Here is an 18,443-nt window from a genome sequence, read left to right as displayed (position 1 = left end):
AGGGGGCGAGATGACGGACCAGACAGGGCTTGTGAGCGTCGTCGTGGCCACGAATCGAGCTTCGCCCTATCTGGCGGAGGCCCTTCGCTCCGTCGCCGAGCAGACCTACTCGGACTGGGAGCTCGTGATCGTCGACAACGGAGTGCCCGACCCGGTCGCTCTCGCAGAGCTCGTCGCCCAGCATCCGAGATCGAGAGTCTTACACGTGCCGCCGCCGGTGACGGTGTCGCTCGCCCGCAACGCCGGGGTTGCGGTATCCGAGGGGGCGTTCGTCGTCTTCCTGGACGACGATGACGTCTGGCACCCGGAGCGCCTCCAGACCCAAGTCGCGCTGCTGCGCGACGCTCCCGCCGCGCCCGCCTCGTACTGCGGCGGATGGCACATGGATGCCGCGAGCCGGCGAATCCCGCCGTCCTGGCCCGCGTCGGCTTCGACGGCGCAGGACATGCTCGCCGGCAGGGCGCGGATGCCGCACATCTGCGGCGCGCTTTTGATCCGCCGCCAGTCGTTCGCCCAGGTCGGCGGATTCAGCCCTGAGCTGTCGATGATGGAAGACTTCGAGCTCATGCTGCGCCTGCTCCAGCGCGGAGACCTGGTGTGCGCACCGGGGGAACTCGTCGGCTATCGGCGACACGACCGCAACGCCACGAGCACGTCGCTGTCCAACCTGCGCGTGCGGCGGGACGCCATTGACGGGATCCTTGCGCGCCACGCCTGGGCCGCGCGCGTACGTGGCGATACGCGGTCCGCAGCGCTCCTCGACTCCCACCGTGGGTTCGAGCGGCGGCGGGCGGCACGCGAGGCCTCGCGGGCGACTCTCTGGGCGGCGAGACGCCTGCGGCTCGCGGATGCTCTCACTGAAGCGACATGGGGACTCCGGCACGACGCCGCGGGGTACGCGGGCGAATTCATCCGACGGCTCGCCCGGCGCCGGTGACTGCGCGGGCGATGCTAGCCTGTTCGGCGTTGCGTCCTGCGCAGCGGGGTGGCGTGTCTTGGGGGGATGGAGCCGAATGGCCGATACAGCGATCACGGTCTCGAACCTGTCCAAGGCGTACCGCATTCAGGTGACCGGTGCACAGACGGACCGAATCACGACCGCTGTGCTCAACCGCATCCGGCACCCGCTCACCCGAACGCACTTCGAGGACTTCCACGCGCTGACGGACCTTTCGTTCGAGATTCCGTGGGGTGAGGCGGTCGGCATCGTCGGCAGGAACGGCGCCGGCAAGAGCACGCTCCTGAAGATCCTCACGCGGATCACTGCGCCGACCGCGGGTGTCATCGATCTCGGCGGTCGTGTCGGCTCGCTGCTCGAGGTGGGCACCGGCTTCTCGGGCGAGCTCACCGGTCGCGAGAACATCTATCAGAACGGTGCGCTGCTCGGCATGAGCCGCAAAGAGATCAAGCGCCGTTTCGACGAGATCGTCGACTTCTCCGGCGTCGAGAAGTTCCTCGACGTCCCGGTCAAGCGCTACTCATCGGGCATGTACGTGCGCCTGGCCTTCTCCGTCGCCGCCCACCTCGATACCGAGATCCTGGCGATCGACGAGGTGCTCGCGGTCGGCGACGCCGAGTTCCAGCGCAAATCGCTCGCCAAGATGCGCGAGGTGGCGCGCGACGGACGAACCGTGCTCTACGTGAGCCACCAGATGAACACCGTGACCGCCCTGTGCACCTCGGCGATCTTCCTCGACAAGGGCAGGCTCGGCTACCACGGGTCGGTCGACGGCGCGATCACCCACTACCGCGACACCTTCGAGAAGTTCCAGGTGCAGCAGCAGGACGCGGCTTCGCGTCCCGGAACGGGCGAGCTCCGACTGCAGCGGGTCGGCGTGACCGAGCAGACTCAGGAGCCCGGCGACGAGAAGGTCATCGAGTTCAACGTCGGGCGCAACCCCCACATGATCGGCAAGTACTTCGTATCGGCCCACATCACCGACGCGAACGGCGCCGTGGTGGTCCAGTGCGACTCGCGCCTCCTCGGCCAGTGGTTCGACCCGAGCAAGGAGCAGGCAGGCACTCTGCGCATCCAGAATCTCTGGCTGCGGCCCGGGCGGTACACGGTCGACATGTTCGTGTGCCAGGCGGGCATCCTCGACGCGTGGGAAGGGGCCGACGTCATCGAAGTCGTCGAGCACAGCCCGTACCCCGAGCTCGCGACCGACGACGCCCTGAGCCATGGCATGGTCCTGGCCGACTTCGAATACGAGGCGACCCGATGAGCCACCGCACCGTCATCCATCCCCCGGGGCGGTTCAATCTGCCGAACTGGGGTGAAGTCTGGGCGGCGCGCGAGATCTTCTTCCGGTTCGGTCAGAAGGAGATCCTGCTTCGTTACCGCCAGACCGCGGTGGGCGTGGCATGGGTGTTCGTCCAGCCGTTGGTCGCTGCCGGCGTCTTCACCATCGTCTTCGGCGGCATCGCGCAGCTTCCCAGCGGCGGCGTTCCCTACTTCATCTTCGCCTTCGCCGGTCAGATGGCGTGGTCGCTGTTCAACAACATCGTCAATCGCGGCGCTGGGTCGCTGGTGGCCAACCTCGCCCTCGTGCAGAAGGTCTTCTTCCCCCGCATCATCGTGCCGCTGTCGGTGCTCACCTCGATCCTTCTCGACTTCGCCGTCTCGTTCGGGCTGTTCGTCGTTCTGCTGTTCGTCTTCGGCATCAACCCGGGCTGGCCGATCCTGCTCCTGCCGATCTGGGTGCTGATGACGGTACTGCTCGCGATGGGCATCGGTCTGGCCGCGTCTTCGTGGATGGTCAAGTACCGCGACGTGCAGTACTTCCTGCCCTGGTTCATGCAGATCCTCATGTACGCCTCTCCGATCGCGTACTCGATGGAGGCCGTGGACGATGTCGGGCTTCAATGGCTGTTCAACCTGAATCCGATCACGTGGCTCATGGAGGCCTATCGCTGGTCGCTGCTCGGTCAGGCGGCGCCGGAGGCGTGGCAGGTCATTGCGCTGGCGGTGGCGGCGCTCGTGTCGATCTCGTGGGGCATCCTGGTCTTCCAGCGCACTGAGCGCCTCTTCGCCGACATCATCTGAGCGGACCGTTCGTGCGCGTGGCGATGATCTCGTACTACCTTCCGAGCGGGAGCAAGATCGGAGTCGGATTCCAGGCGCACGAGCTCGCGAACGCGCTCGTGCGACGCGGGCACGAGGTCGACATGTTCTCGGAATGCGCGCCGGTCGACGGCGCTCTCTACGGGCACCGTCAGGTGCACTTGGCGGGGTCGCTGCGCACCTTCCGATTCGCCTGGGCTCTGCGTCGGTTCGATTTCCGCGCCTACGACGTGATCCATGCCCACGGCGACGACTACTGGCTCTGGCGGCGCCGCGCGCCGGTGCACGTGCGGACGATGCACGGGTCATCCTTCGAAGAAGCCGGGCGGGTGCCGGGACTCTGGGAGAAGCTGCGGATGCTCCTGCTGGGGTTGAGCGAGGTCCTGGCGACAGCGGTGGCCGACGTGACGGTGGCGGTGTCTCCGGCGACGCGGCGATGGACTCCATGGGTGCGACGCGTGATCCCGAACGGCGTGGACGTGGAGCGCTTTCGACCGGATCCGGAGAAGAGGTCCGCAGTGCCCACCGTGCTGTTCGTCGGCACGTGGCGCAACCGCAAGCGCGGGCGGGACCTCGCTGCGGCATTCCAGCAGGTCGTGCTGCCGGCCGTTCCCGGGGCGCGGCTCCAGATGGTGTGCAGGGATGCGCCGGACGACCCTGGCCCAGGCATCGAGGTGCTGGGCGAGCTCAGCGCTGCTGAGCTGGTCGCGGCGTATCAGCGGGCGTGGGTGTTCTGCCTGCCGTCGGATTACGAGGGCTTCGGCATCCCCTATGCCGAGGCGATGGCCTGCGGATTGCCCGTGGTGGCGACTCCCAATGTCGGCGCGAGGTATGTGACGGACGAAGGACGGGCGGGGGTCCTCAGCGAGCTCGGATCGCTCGGCGATGCCCTTGTCCGCATCCTGACCGACGAGCGGGAACGAGGGCGGCTCGCGCAGGCGAGTCTGGAGCGCTCGCGCGCGTTCGCGCTGACCTCGGTCGTCGACGAGTACGAGCAGCTCTACCGCCGTTAGCCGTTCGTCTCCCCGCGTGTGTCCATCAGGCGCGGCGTCGGCTCAGCCGTCGCACCACCGCGTCCAGCGGCGCGAACGGTGCGAACCGCAACGCCCACAACGCGTCGGAGGCAGCCGTCCTGAACCTCCTCTGCGTCGCTTCGGTGCGGGCATGCCTGAGTGCGGCCCACCACGCGAACCTGTCGTTCGCACGAAGACTCTCGCGATGCGCCGCGACGAGATCCCGATCACCAGCCTGACGCGCGAGAGCCATATGTGCGCGCACGATCCCGTCGATCGAGATGGCCAGCTCCCGGTGGCGGGAGGTGTTGTTGGCGCCGTGCCAGCGGTAGTCGAAGAGTGCCTCCGGCACGAACTCGAACGGCCCGCGCTCGGACAGACGCAGCACGAGGTCAAGGTCCTCCGCGAGGAGCAGGCCGGCGTCGAAGCCTCCGACGGCAGCGAAGTCGCTGCGACGTATCATGAGGTTGCCGAGCAGGATGCCGGTCCGCCGCCGGGCGATCTCGATCCTGTCCCGTGCCGCGGTCTGGTCGGCTTCGACGAGCACTCGTCCGTCCGCGTCGATGGTGCGCATTCCGCAATAGCAGGCGACGGCTCGGGGCGAGGACGCGAGCGAGGCAGCCTGCCTCGCGAAGCGCTCCGGGTGTGACACGTCGTCGTCGTCCGCGAAGACGAGCAGGTCGCCCTCCGCGACCGCGGCGCCCGCGTTGCGAGCGGCGGAGACTCCGCCGGGCTCTCGTCTCAGCACCCGCGCTGCGGGAATCACCGCACGGACGGCGGCTTCGACAGACGAGGGATCAGGAGACCCGTCGTCGACGACGATCAGCTGCACATGCGGATGCGTCTGGTGTGCGATCGACTCGAGCGCGGCTGTGAGAAACGGACTCACCCGATTGGTCGCGAGGACGACACTGACGAGCGCCACAGCGCTGCTCGGCATCACGTCGCTTGCCCCCTCGATCCACCCGACCTCGCAGACCCACCCAGGGGCAGCTCCGGGATTCCCATTCTGGCAGTATGCCTCCCGCCGCCACCCGTACTACGATTGCCCAAATCCAGCCGTCACACACGCAAGGCGGCGCGTCGGGTGGATCGAAACCGTTCACTGGGGAAGGCGGTTCGGGATGGCGTACCTCAAGCGGTTCGCGCGACGCGCGCGCCGCACCTTCGGGCGACAAGAGTCATCGGACGAGGGCGGCGGAGCTCCGGTTCTGCCGACGTTCCCTGCGGCCGGGCTCATCGGCACCTACGCGATCGTGCGGGCATACCTGCGAGAGGATCTCGCGGGACGCGCCGCGCTGGAGGAGAGTCAGGGCGTCCAGTGGGCGCAGATGCCCAAGATCGCCGATCGCATGGACTCCTTCTTCACCGAGTCGCATGCCGCTCTTGCGAACGGTCGCGGACCATATCAGCTCGCGGTCGTCGGCAAGGCGGACGGCCGGTATGCCGGCGAGGTCTACGTCGAGACGTCCGGTGAGGCGAGCGCGACGTACGCCGCCGCGTTCCTTCCCGAGTTCCGGCACACTCGAGTGTCGATGGAGTCGCTCATGCTGATCCCGGACTGGCTGATGACGACGTCGCTCCATCGCCTGGAGGCCAGCCACAGCATCGAGAACATCCCCGCGCATCGAGCGCTTCTGCGCATGAGCTTCCCCGTGGAGGGTGTGAAGCGCTTGGCCTACCCGCTCCGCACAGCCGACGGCATCGAGTGGTACGACGAGTGCTGTCACGCGATGGTCAACGAGAACGCCTGACGCGCCGGCGGAGGGCACCGATCGCCCGAAGAGCGAATCGATCCGCCCTGTTGGCGAGGTCCAGGCCCCGCCGCACGGCGGCGGAGCGCTCCGCCACCGCGATCAGCCGAACGACCGTCGAGGGCACGAGCCCCACACCGACGACGACGTCGAGAAACTCCCGGCGATCGGGATAGATCTTCGACGCCTCGGGGTACTGGTCGTAGATGCCCGGGTTCATGCCCCTGATCTCCGGCACGCTGCGCAGGTGCGAGCACACCGCGGTGCGCGCAAGGCTTCCCGGCGAATACTGGCCGAACTCGTGCTCATACGCGTCGAGGTAGCCCACCGCCACCCCGCCCGCGACGAAGATCACCGTGGTGTAGACGCAGTGCTCGCCGGCCCACAGCTCCAGTACCCTCAGATCGCCGGATGAGCGGAAGGCGTCGACCTTCTCGCGGAACGCCCGCTCGGCGCGGTCGTCGAGCGCCAGCGCGGTCCCCCCGCGATTCTGATCTCCTTTCCATCCTGATGCTTGAACCGAGACGAAGCGGTCGATCGCCGAAGGATCGGCAGTGGCGTCGTGCAGGGCGAGGGGGCCTCCCGCAGCCTCGGTGAGGCGGCGGGCGCTGTTGCGCAGGACTCTGCGCGAGCCGTAGCTGCGGTACGAGGGCTCGACGTCGGCGGGGAGCACGTCGGCGTCGGGCGCGGGAAGAACCGGGTCGGGAGCGGGGTACGCCCACGCCGCCGAGCGGCTCCCGAGCACGTGAGTGTGGATCGTCGGCCGGTCGACGCCCCCGAGCGCATCCGCGAGGGGGCCGGTGGCGGGGTAGCCCCTCAGGATCAGATATCCGCCACGAAGGAGGTGGCGCACGCCGTGCGCGATCGTGATGAGTGCCTCCGCCGCGCGACTGCGGTCGAGGACCGGATGGCACGGCCCGGCCACCGGGGGGTCCCATGTGCCGTACCCGGGCAGCGTCAGCGATGACGGGGCCTGGGTGGGGAACACTCTCAGAACGCCGAACCACGCGCCGTCTTCTTCCGCCACGACGAACAGGTGATCCTCGTCCGGACCCTTCCGTTCCGACGAGAGGAAACGCGGGTCGAGTACGACGTTCGCTTCGGCTGCCCGCTCGGCGAGAGCGGACCAGCGTGCGAAATCCGAATCCGTCACGTCGGCAAGCCTCAGCAGCTTCGGCCGCATGTCGTCCTCCATTCGGCGCACGATCTCCACCAGGTGCCGAGTGCGCCTGTCCCCGGCATCAGCCTAGTTGCGTCGACTTTCCCTCGGCGCGGAGGCCCCGCCGTGGCCTAGCATTGCGCCATGCGCGGGCTGTGGCCGCGCACCGCACTGCGCCGTGGGGCCGCGCAGGAAGACGCCGGGGGAAGCGAATGCGAGTGAAGATTCAGCGGGCGCCGGACCCCCGCGCGTGGCCGTGGGCGGTCGCGCTCGGAGCGGTGGCCGTCCTCATCGGCGTGTGGCGGATCGCCGAGCCCTCCCTGATGGGTGATGAGGCCGTCACCGTCTCGATCGCGACGCGTTCGCCCGGCGCGCTGTGGGCGATGGTGTCGGCGAACATGGATGCCGTGCACGCGGCCTACTACGCCGGGATGCACGTGTGGTTCTCCATCTTCGGAGCGGATGCTGCGAGCCTGAGGGTGCCGAGTGCGATCGCTGTCGGGGTCGCCGTCGCCGGGGTCGTCCTCATCGGCAGCGTCTTCGTGTCACGGACCGTGGGAATCGTGGCCGGCATCCTGCTGATGGTCACCCCGGCGTCGCTTCTGGTCGCTACCATCGGGCGATCCCAGGGTGTGCAGCTTGCGCTCGTGACCTGGCTCGCGTTCCTCCTGCTGCTCGCGCTGGAGCGCGGAAAGGCCTGGCGGTGGATCATCGTCGGGGCACTCGTGGCGCTCTCGATGGTCACCTTCCTGTTCACGGTCTTCGTCGTCGTCGCGTTCGGCGTGGCCGTCCTCATCCACCGGCCGTGGCGTTCGCGGCTTCTGCCGTTCATGGCCACGGTCTTCGTCGGCGGGCTTGCGGCCGTGCCCGTTGCGCTCCTCGGCTACCGACAGCGCGGCCAGGTGTCGTGGATCGAGCCGATCGGTTGGGACGTCTTCGACAACGTGCTGGTGAAGCAATGGTTCTCGGGGGTGATCTGGGTCGACTCCGCATATCCGGGGTGGGTGGCCTACGTCACCGCAGCGGTCTTCCTCGGTCTCGCCGCCCTCGGCGCCGTCGTCGGCGTGAGGGAGGGCGGGGTCTTGCGGGGCGTCACGTTGCTGAGCGCTGCCTGGATGCTCCTCCCCACCCTCCTTCTGATCGCCGTGTCGCTGGTCGGAACGCCCTTCTACTCACCGCCCTACCTCGCCATGTCGGCCCCCGCGGTTGCGCTCCTGGGCGCCCTGGGCGTCGCGTCGCTCACCGCGCGCTGGCTGCAGGTGGCACTCGTCGCCGCGCTGATCGCCCTCGCGGTGCCGCCGTATCTTGCGATGCGTGCGGAGACGGCACATGGGACCGACTGGACCGCGGTCGCGCGCACCCTCGACAGCGAGGGGGTGGCGGGTGATGCAGTGCTCGTCGAGAGCGAGCCGTGGGATCAGCCGCACCTGCTGTTCGAGCTGTATCCGGATGAGACGCGTGGGCTGCGCGACATCGCCCTCAGCGGTCACACGAACCCTGTCGCGCTGTGGGGGGACCGGGCCGCGCCCGGTGACCTGCAGATCCCCGACGACGTGGAGCGGGTGTGGATCGTCTCGGCCTCCGACGGCAACGGCGAGTGGGACGAGCAGCTCCGTTCGGAGCGATTCCGCGAGGACACGGTGATAGAGCTCTCCTTCAGCACTTTGACGCTCTTCTCCCGCTGATCTCCCCTCGCGATACGCGCGCACGCCTTCCGTGCCATAAGGTCGGACGTGGGGCGAGTAGGGGAGCAGTCAGGGGGGTCCATGCAGGACGATCGATTGAGCGTTGCCGTGGTCGGCGCCGGGTATTGGGGCCCGAACCTCGTACGGAACTTCAATCTCAGTCAGCACTGGCACGTCGCGGCGGTGTGCGATCTCGATCTCGAGCGGGCTGAACGACTGGCGCTGACCACTCGGTCGGCGGTCGCGGTCCGATCGGTCGAAGAGGCGCTCGCCATCGAAGGGGTCGACGCGATCGCGATCGCCACCCCCGCCCGTACCCACGAGCCGATCGCCCTCGCGGCGATCGCGGCCGGCAAGCATGTGCTGACCGAGAAGCCGCTCGCCGACAGTGTGGGCAGCGGCGAGCGCATGGTCGCGGCGGCGGAGGCGGCCGGTGTCGTCCTCATGGCCGACCACACGTTCTGTTACACGCCGGCCGTGCTCAAGATCGCCGAGCTGATCGCGGAGGGCGAGCTCGGCGACATCACCTTCGTCGACTCTGTGCGCATCAATCACGGCCTCGTTCAGCCCGACGTCGACGTCTTCTGGGACCTCGCCCCGCACGATCTGTCCATCCTGGACTTCATCCTCCCCGACGGGCTGCGCCCCAGCGCGGTCTCGGCGCACGGCGGCGACCCGCTCGGCCTGGGGAAAGCGTGTGTCGGCTATCTGGTCATGCAGCTTGCGGACGGTGTGATCGCGCACGTCCACGCCAACTGGCTCAGCCCGACGAAGATCCGGCAGCTCGTCGTCGGCGGAACGCGTCGCACGCTGGTGTGGGACGACCTCAACCCCACTCAGCGCGTGAGCGTGTACGACCGGGGGATCGACTTCGTGACGGTCACCGAGGACGCCGAACGAGCGGCGGCCCAGGTGTCGTACCGCTACGGCGACACCTGGGTGCCGGCGCTCCCCGAGGTCGAGGCGCTGTCTCTGATGGTGGGCGAGTTCGCCGCGGCGATCCACGAAGGTCGTGCCCCGCGTACTGACGGCCGGGCCGCATTGCGCGTGCTGAAGGTATTGGACGCGACGTCGAGAAGCCTCGAGGCGCACAGCGCACCAGCCACGGTGGGTGCCGAGAAAGAGGAGACGATCGCATGACGGAGTTGGCAGGTGCCGACGTTCTCGTGACGGGGGGCGCAGGGACGATCGGATCCACGCTGGTCGACCAGCTCCTCGACGCGGGTGTGGCCCGGATCGATGTGCTCGACAATCTCGTCCGCGGTCGGCGCGCCAACCTCGACGCCGCTCTCGAGTCCGGGCGGGTGACGCTCATCGACGGCGACGTCCGCGACCGCGACACGGTTCACGACGTGGTCAGGGGCAAGGACGTGGTCTTCCACCAGGCCGCTATCCGCATCACGCAGTGTGCCGAAGAGCCGCGCCTCGCACTGGAGACGATGGTGGATGCCACGTTCAACGTTCTCGAGGCATCGGCGGAGCACAGGGTCTCCAAGCTCGTGGCCGCCTCGTCGGCCTCCGTCTACGGCATGGCCGAGTCCTTCCCGACGAACGAGCGTCACCACCCGTACAACAACGACACGTTCTACGGCGCGGCCAAGACCTTCAACGAGGGGATGGCGAAGAGCTTCCGGGCGATGTACGGCCTCGACTACGTCATGCTGCGCTACTTCAACGTGTACGGGCCGCGCATGGACGTCCACGGCTTCTACACCGAAGTCCTCGTGCGGTGGATGGAGCGGATCGCCGACGGCAAACCGCCCCTGATCTTCGGCGATGGCAAGCAGACGATGGATTTCATCTTCAGCGCCGACATCGCCCGGTCGAACGTGCTCGCGGCGAAGTCCGGCGTAGCAGAGGGCACCTACAACATCGCCAGCGGCACCGAGACGAGCCTTCTCGAGCTCGCCGAGATGCTGCTGAAGGTGATGGAGTCCGATCTTCAGGTCGAGTTCGGTCCCGAACGGGGCGTGAACAATGTCGTGCGACGGCTCGCCGACACGAGTGCCGCCGAGCGTGACCTCGGCTTCACAGCGACGACAGACCTCGAGCAGGGGCTTCGGGAGCTGGTCGAGTGGTGGCGCCCTCTGCGTCAGGAGATCGCGGCAGGCCGGGAGCTGCGAGGTGCCGACGCATGACGCGCGTCAACGTCATGAAGCCGTGGCTCGGGCCCGAAGAGGTCGCGGCGGTCACCGAGGTGATCGAGTCGGGCTGGGTCGCGCAGGGCCCCAAGGTGGCCGCCTTCGAAGAGGCATTCCGCACGAGGCAACAGGCCGAGCACGCGGTGGCGGTGTCGAACTGCACGACCGCCCTGCACCTCGCGCTCAAGGTCGTCGGAGTCGAGTCCGGAGACGATGTCGTCGTCCCGTCGTTCTCCTTCATCGCGACCGCGAACGCACCGACGTATCTCGGTGCCACTCCCGTCTTCGCCGAAATCGACCCGATCACCGGAAACCTCACCGCGTCGACTGTCGAGGCCGCGCTCACACCGCGCACCCGTGCAGTCATCGCCGTGGATCAGGGCGGTGTGCCGGTCGACCTCGACGCCATCCGCGGAGTGTGCGATCCGCGCGGGATCGTCGTGATCGAGGACGCCGCGTGCGGCGCGGGCTCCACGTACAAGGGCCGTCCAGTCGGCGCGGGCGCCGACATCGCGGCATGGTCGTTCCACCCGCGGAAGATCCTCACCACCGGCGAGGGCGGGATGATCACGACCTCGCGTGCCGACTGGGCCGACCGCGCGCGCTCGCTGCGTGAGCACGCGATGAGCGTGTCAGCGGCGGTGCGTCACGCCAGCGTGGTCGCACCCAAAGAGGCGTACACCGAGATCGGGTTCAACTACCGGATGACCGACCTCCAGGCCGCCGTCGGACTCGTGCAGCTCTCACGCCTCGATGAGGTGGTGCACCGACGTCGCGCGCTCGCGTCGGCGTACGCCGACGCCATCTCGAAGATCGACGGGCTCCGCGCGGTGGCCGACCCGGCATACGGCACCGCGAACTTCCAGTCGTTCTGGGTGGAGGTCGAGCCCAGCTATCCGCTCGAGCGCGAGCAGCTTCTGGCCGCACTGGGCGCGGCCGACATCTCAGCCCGCCGCGGGATCATGGCGGCACACCGCGAACCGGCCTATGCGCACACCGAGGCGGCGCTGCCGGCGACCGAGCGTCTCACTGACAACACGCTCATCCTGCCGGTGTTCCATCAGATGACCGAGGACGAGCAGACACGGGTCATCGACGTCCTTCGCGAGAACGCGGCAGCGGCCGGTTCGGAACCGGCGTAGGGAGGGTCACGGCGGCTTCGGCATCCACGACTCGGGCACGGAGCGCAGCTCCGAGTCGTACACCCGCACGTAGTCGACGAGCATCGCGGCGGGAAGGACGGCGTCCTCGATGTCGTCGCTGGGCCACCGCCCGCCGACCGCGACGTTCACGATGATGTGCGACGGGTTGTCGAACGTCCAGAGATCTCCCTCCTCGAGTTCCGACTTGCGGAGGGTGCCCAGTTCGCTGCCGTCGACCGAGTACGTGATCGAGTCGGGCGACCAGTCGACGGCGTATACGTGCCACTGCCCGCTCCAGCCGCCCTCCTCATCCGGGCGCGTCACGACCCAGTTCCACGGGTTGTCTTCGGTGTCCACGCCGATGGCCGCGCTCTGAAGCGTCATCGCCTTGTCGACGTACTCCATCATGTCGAGCTCGCCGCGGCTGGCCCACGGCGCCCCAGGGGTGTGCTCGGTGCCCAGCATCCAGAACGCCGACCAGAGGCCGTAGCCGGAGGGGACGTTGATGCGCGCTTCGACGCGCCCGTACCGGAAGGTCTCGTAGGTCATCAGACGCGCCGATGTGTAATCGGAATGATTCCCCTCGGCATCCTCGCTGGACTCCTTGCGCACCACGATGTGCAGGAAGCCGTCGGCGACGAAGGAGTTCTGGGCGGAGGTCGTGTAGTTCTGGAGCTCCTCGTTGCCCCAGCCGCGCGCACCCTCCATGCGCTTCCACGTCTTCCAGCGGTCCGGGGAATCATCGTCGAACTCATCGGCCCAGACGAGCCCGGTTCCGGCCTCCACGGACTCGAACGGCTGTGCCCCGCCGAGCGGTGACGAGGGGGCTGCCGACGTCGTCGGCGGAGGGGCTGTCGTGCCGCCGCCGCCGGTCTCGGCGGAGCATCCGGTCAGCATCGCCAGGGCGACCGTCGTGACCACACCCCATCGGATGAGTCTTCCTGGCCGTTCCTCTGTCTGCCGCATCGGCCCGACCCCCCGTTGAGCGGCATACGGCCGCAGATCCCCATTCTCGGCACTGCGTACTCCCTTGGCCATCGTACAAGCGCGTCAGCGACCGAGGGCCGGCCGGTAGTGTCGGAGTCTGAATCGTCGCGAGCCCGAGGAGTTCGTCCATGCAAGCACGGCGCACCGTCCCCTTCGTCGACCTCGCGTGGCAGACGGCGCGGATCCGCGAAGTCACGGATGCCGCGATCGCCCGGGTGATCGACTCTTCGGCGTTCATCCTGGGCGACGCCGCAGAGGCGTTCGAGCGTTCGTTCGCGAGCTATTGCGGGGTCGACCACTGCCTCGGGGTGGCGAACGGCACCGACGCACTCGAACTCGCCCTCGAGGCGGTCGGTGTCGGTGGCGGCGACGAGGTCATCCTTCCGGCGAACACGTTCGCCGCCACCGCCGAAGCGGTCGCCCGTGTCGGCGCCGTTCCGGTGCTCGTCGACTGCACCGACGACTACCTGATCTCGGTCGAGGCGGTCGCTGAAGCAGTGACCCCGCGCACGCGCGTTGTAGCCGCCGTGCATCTCTACGGGCAGGCTGCTCCCGTCGATGCGCTGCGCTCGGTCATCGGTGACGACGTGCTCATCCTCGAGGACGCCGCCCAGTCCCAGGGTGCGCTCCGCGGCGGGGTGCCGGCCGGAGGCCTCGGCGATGTTGCCGCGACCAGCTTCTACCCCGGCAAGAACCTCGGCGCATTCGGGGACGCGGGAGCGGTGATGACCGACGACGTCGACCTCGCCGACGCCATCCGCAAGCTGCGTAACCACGGCGGCATTGCGCGCTATGAGCACAGCGTCGTCGGCCGCAACTCGCGGCTCGACGGCATCCAGGCGGCCGTGCTGTCGGCGAAGCTCGAGCACCTCGACGAGTGGAATCAACTGCGCCGAGACGCCGCCGCGCGCTACGGCGACCTGCTCGGAGGCGACGAGCGTGTTCGGCTGCCGCTCGTCGCCGATGGCAACGAGCACGTCTATCACCTGTATGTCGTACGGGTCTCCGACCGCGACCGAGTGCTCGCCGGTATGGCCGAGGCCGGCGTCGGCGTCGGCATCCACTACCCGAAGCCTATCCATCTCTTGCCTGCCTTCGGGTTCCTCGGCCAGGGCGAGGGCCGATACCCACAGGCCGAACGCTTCGCGACCGAGATCGTCAGTCTGCCGATGTATCCGGGCATCACCGCCGACGACCAGGAGTACGTCGTCCACACCCTGCGTTCGCTGCTCTGACAGCCCGTTCCGGGCTCTGCGACTAGTCCGCGCGCCGCCCGAGGACGGATGCGGCGAGCCGGCGTCCGCGACGCTTCAGCGCGCGCGCGGCGCGCTCGGCCTGGGCGACGGTGTCCGCGGCGACGAGGCGCGGTTCGATCTCGACGTTGTACGCCGTGCGCCCGGCGGGGGCGAGACGGCGCTTGTAATGGTCGTGAAAGCCGCCGATGTCCACCTTTGCCAGCCCGGCCCTGCGCGCCGCGTCGAAGCACTCGACCGCCACGAGCGTGCCGATCGATCCGACTCCCTGGACGCTCATGTCGCGGGCGGTGATCAGACCGACGAGCGTGTCGCCGTCGACGAGGTTGACGTTCGACGCGACGGGCGCGCCGTCGGCGGTGACGAGAGCGGTCGACATGAGCCGCCCTCGCCGAAGAAGCTCCGGCCAGACCGCTCTCAGATCCGCGGCGGCGCCGGCCTCTTCGTTGGGGTGGTCGGTCCAACGGCCTTCCCAGGTGTCGATCGACCACTTCACGACCTCGGCGTCGTCCTGCACGACCTGAAGGTCCGAGGCCTTCCGCTCGGCGCGGCGGATGTCTTCGCGCAACCGGGTCGAACGCCAGTACGCGTCGAAGTCGAAGCCTTGCAGCGGTGCCACGTAGGAATCGAACGGGTGGAGCTTCTGCCGAGGGAAGTCGTCCTTCGCATCACCGACGTGGTCGATGATGAGGATGGGGAGACCCAGTGCCGACAGGGCAGGCTCGAGCATCCCTTCCCGGTGGGGGATGGCGAACGTGGGGGCCGCGGTCGTGCTCGCGAGCTCCCAACGATCCTGTCGCAGACGCAACGTCGTCGCGATGACCGGCTCACCACGGTGCAGGACGACGACGTTGCGCTTGGGAACATCCGTCGGCTGAGCGAGGGTCATGTGGACGAACCGGGCGAGGTCGTCGTCGGCCGGCACGAGGTGCTCCAGAGCGCGCGAGAACTCCCCACTCGGGCGCTTCTCGACGACAACCTGCAACCCTCGCCACCGAGCCCTCAGCGATTCCGCCAACAAGCTCGCACGCTCCACTGCACCCACCGCGGCCCCCACTCTCTACACGGCAGTTCAGGTTCGAAGACCAAGCTAGCAGTCGCCGTCAGCCATCCTGACTGGGCCACCGCGTGGTCAGTAGACCCCGGTATCCTCGTTCGCGGCCTTGCTTCGGTCGGTCTGCCGCACCCGGGGCGCCACGACGATCCTGCGCACGCCGGTGCGGGCAAGCGTCTGCGCGAGCACCCGCCGTGTGCGCGAGGCCGCCCACGCCGCTCGGCGACGCGCTGCGGGGTCGAGCTCGGCGGCGAAGGCGACGAGCTCGTCGACGAAGTCGGGGTCTGCAGGCGCGTCCCGTGCGATCCGGGCCAGCATGAGCGTGTACTTCGCGACGGCCCGCCGCGCCGCGCTCAGGTACCGCGCTCCGCGAGGGAACTCCCTGGACGCAGTCTCGAACGCCGCCATGCGATGTCGCAGCTCGCTGAGCTCTCTGCGGTCGCCGACCATCCCGCCCTGTGTCATCGACATGTTGGACCCGTGCACGCGGTAGTAGGCCTGGGTGGTCCCGGCGACGAACCCGATGTTCGTCTGCGCGGCGAACCGCAGCCACATCTGCAGGTCGGAGGTGAACGGCACTGCTGGGTCGTAGTCGCCCACCTCGCGCATCGTCGACGTGCGCACGACCGCCTCGGGCGAGTAGATCTGATTCGCACCGTTGCGGAAGATCCGCTCCGCCCACGCCGTACCCTCCCAGATCACCCAGTGACTGGCCGGGGCAGGCAGGTCTGTCGGCAGGTCTGGACCTGTCGAGTACACCACCGGGCCGTACGTCAGCCCCACGTCCGGGTGGGCTTCCATGAGCGCCGCCGCACGCGACAGCGCGCCGGGAGCCAGCGCGTCGTCGGCCGAGATGAGCAGCGCATACGTGCCGGTCACCATCGCGAGGCCTTTGTTGGCCGTGCCGATCAGTCCGAGATTCTTCTCATTGTGAACCACCCGCACGTGCGGGTAGCGGCCGGCCAGCTCCTCCGCCACCTTCAGGCTGTCGTCGGTCGAGCAGTCGTCGATGATGATGACGTCGACTTCGACGCCCTCCTGTGTGCTGACGCTCTCGACGGCGATCGGCAGGTAGTGCGCGTAGTTGTAGCAAGGGATCACGACGCTCACGGTGGGCGTCGTGTTCAGTGCGACAGGATCGGCTTTCCTCATCGTGCGTGGTTCCCTCCGCGACAGGACGTGGCGACCGACCCGCGATCCGAGCCGGCGTCCCCACCGTCGGCTCGGCCCCGCCGAACAGGTCCGTAGCCGAGCAGGTCCATAGTAGGGGGCGCCGGGCCACCCCAGCCGGCTCGGTTAGAGTGCGACGGTGGAGATCCGATTCGGACTGGGGATCCGCGCCCGCCTCGCGGCCGGCGCGGCGGCTGCGAAGGGCGGCGTGGAGGCCGCGCGACTCCTCATCGATCGACACACCCTGGCGAGCTTCGGCCGGGACACCCCTCGCGCGGGCGGCCGCATCCTGTGTTATCACTCGGTCGGACAGCCGCGGTGGGGCATCAACGACGTGGGCGTGCGTCGCTTCCACCGCCAGATCGAGTCTGCGCTCGATGCGGGTTACCGTTTCGTTCCGGCCGCCCAGCTGGCGCGCACGGGCGGGGGGCCTCGCGATCTCAGCATCACGTTCGACGACGGTCCTCGCAGCATCCTCACGACAGCCGCTCCCATCCTCGCTTCCTACGGCATCCCCTTTTCGGTCTTCGTGGTCTCGGGCTGGTCGGAGGACGGTCTCGGGGGCGATGCGTTGAGCTGGGCCGACGTGAGCCGTCTCGCCGAGCTCGGAGCAGACATCGGAAACCACTCCGCCACACACCCCGACTTCTCGCGCATCGACAAGGAGCGCGCGCTGCACGAGATCGGCGACGCGGAGGAACTCATCGCGAAGCGCACCGGCATTCGCACCACCAGCTTCGCCATCCCCTGGGGGCAGTCGCGCAACTGGCCCGCCGACGCCCACCAGGCCGCGCAGGAACTGGGCTACGACGTCATCTACGCGCAGGCGGAACAGACGCGGGTGCCGGGGACGGTCGCCCGCACGTTCGTCACGCGCGTCGACTCGCCGCGGGTGTTCGACGCGCTTCTGCGCGGTCGGTACGACCGCTGGGAGGAGTGGACCTGGCGCCTGCCCGCCAGATGACTACTCCGCGGGCGCCGCGAACGGCCGCTCCCGCTCGAGATAGCGACGGGCGAGGGATGCCTCCACCTGCGGCTCCGATGTGTCCACCCGGCCGACAACCCGCCCGAGGAAGAGACCGAGTGAGACGGCGGCGCGAAGGCGCAGCGATCGCACCGTACGGCGCGCGAACTGACTGCGCTCCTGACCGTCTCTCAGATAGAGCATCACGCGCCCCATGCGGGAGGGGGGCGGCTGCACGGCAGGCTGGACCGCGCTCACCACTCCCGTTTCCCAGCCGGCCGCAGGTGCGCTCCCGCGCGCGGTGTCGAACTCCTCGATCACACGGGCGTAGCGGTGCCGCAATTGGCGCCTTCCGCGCTGGTAGCCGGCGAACTGACGCACCGTCGCAGCGAAGCCGTCCCGATGATGATGGACGATGAGCGCGTCGGGGGATTCGTTGAGGTGATAGCCGGCGAGCTGCAGCCGCCACGACAGGTCGACGTCTTCACCGGTGCGCAGCGACTCGTCGAAGCCCCCGACGGCGGCGAACGCTCCGGCGCGCAGAGCGAGCCGCGAGCTGCTCCCGAACGCCAGCTCGGGAAGGAAGGGCATCCGCAGTGTCGTCACGAGGTCGTAGAGGGGGCGTTCGGGCGTAGAGTACGGCGACTCGACGCGCGCGCACGCGACGACGACCTCAGCCTCCGCGAGCGCGCGGAGCAGATGGGCGAGCCACTCATCGGTCACCTCGTCGTCGGCGTCGCAGAAGGCGAAGAGGGGCGCGCGGGCGGCATCCGCGCCCGCATTCCGTGCCGCAGCGGGGCCGCGTCGCTCTGACGCGTCGACGACGCGCAACGGCAGTCGATCGGCCCACTCGCGGGCGATATCGGCGGTGCGGTCGGTCGAGCCGTTGTCGCTGACGATCACTTCCCAGGCGGCGTCGACCCTCTGGCGCGACAGCGCCGCCAACTGCCGGCCGATGGTCGCAGAGGCGTTGTACGCCGGGATGATGACACTGACAGCCGGAACAGCACCGCCGGGAGGATCGTCAGGTGTCACCCGGTGATCGTAGCGCGAGGCT

At 68.5% G+C, this 18,443-nt stretch carries 18 protein-coding genes and 1 pseudogene; 12 read left to right on the top strand and 7 right to left on the bottom strand.

Annotated features, from left to right (window positions below):
- Positions 1–10 precede the first annotated feature (10 nt).
- The 3 genes from ACFC1W_RS04930 to ACFC1W_RS04920 all read left to right on the top strand — a co-directional run bounded on the left by ACFC1W_RS04930 (position 11) and on the right by ACFC1W_RS04920 (position 3,046).
- Positions 11–937: a glycosyltransferase family 2 protein gene (locus ACFC1W_RS04930; protein ID WP_375989314.1), complete on the top strand. Its 927-nt coding sequence runs from the start codon at positions 11–13 to the stop codon at positions 935–937.
- A gap of 76 nt (positions 938–1,013) precedes the next feature.
- Positions 1,014–2,225: a polysaccharide ABC transporter ATP-binding protein gene (locus ACFC1W_RS04925; RefSeq protein ID WP_375989311.1), complete on the top strand. Its 1,212-nt coding sequence runs from the start codon at positions 1,014–1,016 to the stop codon at positions 2,223–2,225.
- Positions 2,222–3,046, top strand: a complete 825-nt coding sequence (locus ACFC1W_RS04920) for an ABC transporter permease (RefSeq protein ID WP_375989309.1) — start codon at positions 2,222–2,224, stop codon at positions 3,044–3,046. Before ACFC1W_RS04925 ends, ACFC1W_RS04920 begins: the two co-directional genes overlap by 4 nt.
- Here ACFC1W_RS04920 and ACFC1W_RS04915 read toward each other — a convergent pair.
- Positions 2,929–3,225, bottom strand: coding sequence for a hypothetical protein (locus tag ACFC1W_RS04915; protein WP_375991411.1), 297 nt, complete (start codon positions 3,223–3,225; stop codon positions 2,929–2,931). The genes ACFC1W_RS04920 and ACFC1W_RS04915 overlap by 118 nt on opposite strands.
- Here ACFC1W_RS04915 and ACFC1W_RS04910 point away from each other — a divergent pair.
- Both ACFC1W_RS04910 and ACFC1W_RS04905 read left to right on the top strand, forming a co-directional pair.
- Positions 3,118–3,540: pseudogene (locus ACFC1W_RS04910) on the top strand (glycosyltransferase family 4 protein); the annotation flags it as partial. The gene ACFC1W_RS04915 and the pseudogene ACFC1W_RS04910 sit on opposite strands and share 108 nt — an antisense overlap.
- Positions 3,514–4,077: a glycosyltransferase family 4 protein gene (locus ACFC1W_RS04905; protein WP_375991409.1), complete on the top strand. Its 564-nt coding sequence runs from the start codon at positions 3,514–3,516 to the stop codon at positions 4,075–4,077. The pseudogene ACFC1W_RS04910 and the gene ACFC1W_RS04905, both read left to right, overlap by 27 nt.
- Before the next feature lie 25 nt (positions 4,078–4,102).
- On the opposite strand, the gene ACFC1W_RS04900 is transcribed toward ACFC1W_RS04905, so the two are convergent.
- Positions 4,103–5,002 (bottom strand): glycosyltransferase family A protein, encoded by a 900-nt coding sequence (locus tag ACFC1W_RS04900; protein WP_375989306.1) that lies wholly within the window; start codon positions 5,000–5,002, stop codon positions 4,103–4,105.
- Positions 5,003–5,201: 199 nt separating this feature from the next.
- Here ACFC1W_RS04900 and ACFC1W_RS04895 point away from each other — a divergent pair, with 199 nt between their 5' ends.
- Positions 5,202–5,831, top strand: coding sequence for a GNAT family N-acetyltransferase (locus ACFC1W_RS04895; protein ID WP_375989303.1), 630 nt, complete (start codon positions 5,202–5,204; stop codon positions 5,829–5,831).
- Here ACFC1W_RS04895 and ACFC1W_RS04890 read toward each other — a convergent pair.
- Positions 5,815–6,984: a GNAT family N-acetyltransferase gene (locus ACFC1W_RS04890; RefSeq protein ID WP_375989300.1), complete on the bottom strand. Its 1,170-nt coding sequence runs from the start codon at positions 6,982–6,984 to the stop codon at positions 5,815–5,817. The two genes, ACFC1W_RS04895 and ACFC1W_RS04890, sit on opposite strands and share 17 nt — an antisense overlap.
- A gap of 224 nt (positions 6,985–7,208) precedes the next feature.
- On the opposite strand from ACFC1W_RS04890, the gene ACFC1W_RS04885 reads away from it, so the two are divergent.
- From ACFC1W_RS04885 to ACFC1W_RS04870, 4 genes are all read left to right on the top strand, one after another.
- Positions 7,209–8,675, top strand: coding sequence for a glycosyltransferase family 39 protein (locus tag ACFC1W_RS04885; RefSeq protein ID WP_375989298.1), 1,467 nt, complete (start codon positions 7,209–7,211; stop codon positions 8,673–8,675).
- A gap of 81 nt (positions 8,676–8,756) precedes the next feature.
- Complete coding sequence (locus tag ACFC1W_RS04880) at positions 8,757–9,815, top strand: Gfo/Idh/MocA family protein (RefSeq protein ID WP_241111775.1); 1,059 nt, start codon at positions 8,757–8,759, stop codon at positions 9,813–9,815.
- Positions 9,812–10,813 carry an NAD-dependent epimerase/dehydratase family protein gene (locus ACFC1W_RS04875; protein ID WP_375989295.1) on the top strand — a complete coding sequence of 334 codons (1,002 nt, stop codon included), beginning with the start codon at positions 9,812–9,814 and terminating at the stop codon, positions 10,811–10,813. Before ACFC1W_RS04880 ends, ACFC1W_RS04875 begins: the two co-directional genes overlap by 4 nt.
- Positions 10,810–11,958 carry a DegT/DnrJ/EryC1/StrS family aminotransferase gene (locus ACFC1W_RS04870; protein WP_375989292.1) on the top strand — a complete coding sequence of 383 codons (1,149 nt, stop codon included), beginning with the start codon at positions 10,810–10,812 and terminating at the stop codon, positions 11,956–11,958. Before ACFC1W_RS04875 ends, ACFC1W_RS04870 begins: the two co-directional genes overlap by 4 nt.
- A 6-nt stretch (positions 11,959–11,964) precedes the next feature.
- Here the strand turns inward: ACFC1W_RS04870 and ACFC1W_RS04865 are convergent, their stop codons facing one another.
- Positions 11,965–12,879, bottom strand: a complete 915-nt coding sequence (locus ACFC1W_RS04865; RefSeq protein ID WP_375989290.1) for a family 16 glycosylhydrolase — start codon at positions 12,877–12,879, stop codon at positions 11,965–11,967.
- Positions 12,880–13,073: 194 nt separating this feature from the next.
- Between ACFC1W_RS04865 and ACFC1W_RS04860 the strand changes: the two genes are divergently transcribed.
- On the top strand, positions 13,074–14,180 hold the full coding sequence (locus tag ACFC1W_RS04860; RefSeq protein ID WP_375989288.1) for a DegT/DnrJ/EryC1/StrS family aminotransferase: 1,107 nt from the start codon (positions 13,074–13,076) through the stop codon (positions 14,178–14,180).
- Between the two features lie 22 nt (positions 14,181–14,202).
- On the opposite strand, the gene ACFC1W_RS04855 is transcribed toward ACFC1W_RS04860, so the two are convergent.
- Both ACFC1W_RS04855 and ACFC1W_RS04850 read right to left on the bottom strand, forming a co-directional pair.
- The gene (locus tag ACFC1W_RS04855; RefSeq protein ID WP_375989286.1) at positions 14,203–15,183 is read right to left on the bottom strand and encodes a GNAT family N-acetyltransferase; all 981 of its coding nucleotides are present in this window, start codon (positions 15,181–15,183) and stop codon (positions 14,203–14,205) included.
- 147 nt (positions 15,184–15,330) lie between these two features.
- Positions 15,331–16,404: a glycosyltransferase family 2 protein gene (locus tag ACFC1W_RS04850; protein WP_375989283.1), complete on the bottom strand. Its 1,074-nt coding sequence runs from the start codon at positions 16,402–16,404 to the stop codon at positions 15,331–15,333.
- 157 nt (positions 16,405–16,561) lie between these two features.
- Here ACFC1W_RS04850 and ACFC1W_RS04845 point away from each other — a divergent pair, with 157 nt between their 5' ends.
- Positions 16,562–17,386, top strand: coding sequence for a polysaccharide deacetylase family protein (locus ACFC1W_RS04845; RefSeq protein ID WP_375989280.1), 825 nt, complete (start codon positions 16,562–16,564; stop codon positions 17,384–17,386).
- Here ACFC1W_RS04845 and ACFC1W_RS04840 read toward each other — a convergent pair whose 3' ends face one another.
- A complete protein-coding gene (locus ACFC1W_RS04840; RefSeq protein WP_375989278.1) occupies positions 17,387–18,421 on the bottom strand; it encodes a glycosyltransferase in 1,035 nt (344 codons plus the stop codon).
- Positions 18,422–18,443 lie beyond the last annotated feature (22 nt).

This window comes from Microbacterium sp. NPDC056003, assembly GCF_042274785.1.
Taxonomy (GTDB): Bacteria; Actinomycetota; Actinomycetes; order Actinomycetales; family Microbacteriaceae; genus Microbacterium.
This window is presented reverse-complemented; position numbering and strand designations above follow the sequence as displayed.

Bases quoted from the DNA above. Each gene is read 5' to 3' on its own strand.
- ACFC1W_RS04875 (WP_375989295.1), top strand. From the start codon at position 9,812: ATGACGGAGTTGGCAGGTGCCGACGTTCTCGTGACGGGGGGCGCAGGG.
- ACFC1W_RS04850 (WP_375989283.1), bottom strand. From the start codon at position 16,404: ATGAGGAAAGCCGATCCTGTCGCACTGAACACGACGCCCACCGTGAGC.
- ACFC1W_RS04860 (WP_375989288.1), top strand. From the start codon at position 13,074: ATGCAAGCACGGCGCACCGTCCCCTTCGTCGACCTCGCGTGGCAGACG.
- ACFC1W_RS04930 (WP_375989314.1), top strand. From the start codon at position 11: ATGACGGACCAGACAGGGCTTGTGAGCGTCGTCGTGGCCACGAATCGA.
- ACFC1W_RS04895 (WP_375989303.1), top strand. From the start codon at position 5,202: ATGGCGTACCTCAAGCGGTTCGCGCGACGCGCGCGCCGCACCTTCGGG.
- ACFC1W_RS04880 (WP_241111775.1), top strand. From the start codon at position 8,757: ATGCAGGACGATCGATTGAGCGTTGCCGTGGTCGGCGCCGGGTATTGG.
- ACFC1W_RS04925 (WP_375989311.1), top strand. From the start codon at position 1,014: ATGGCCGATACAGCGATCACGGTCTCGAACCTGTCCAAGGCGTACCGC.
- ACFC1W_RS04920 (WP_375989309.1), top strand. From the start codon at position 2,222: ATGAGCCACCGCACCGTCATCCATCCCCCGGGGCGGTTCAATCTGCCG.
- ACFC1W_RS04870 (WP_375989292.1), top strand. From the start codon at position 10,810: ATGACGCGCGTCAACGTCATGAAGCCGTGGCTCGGGCCCGAAGAGGTC.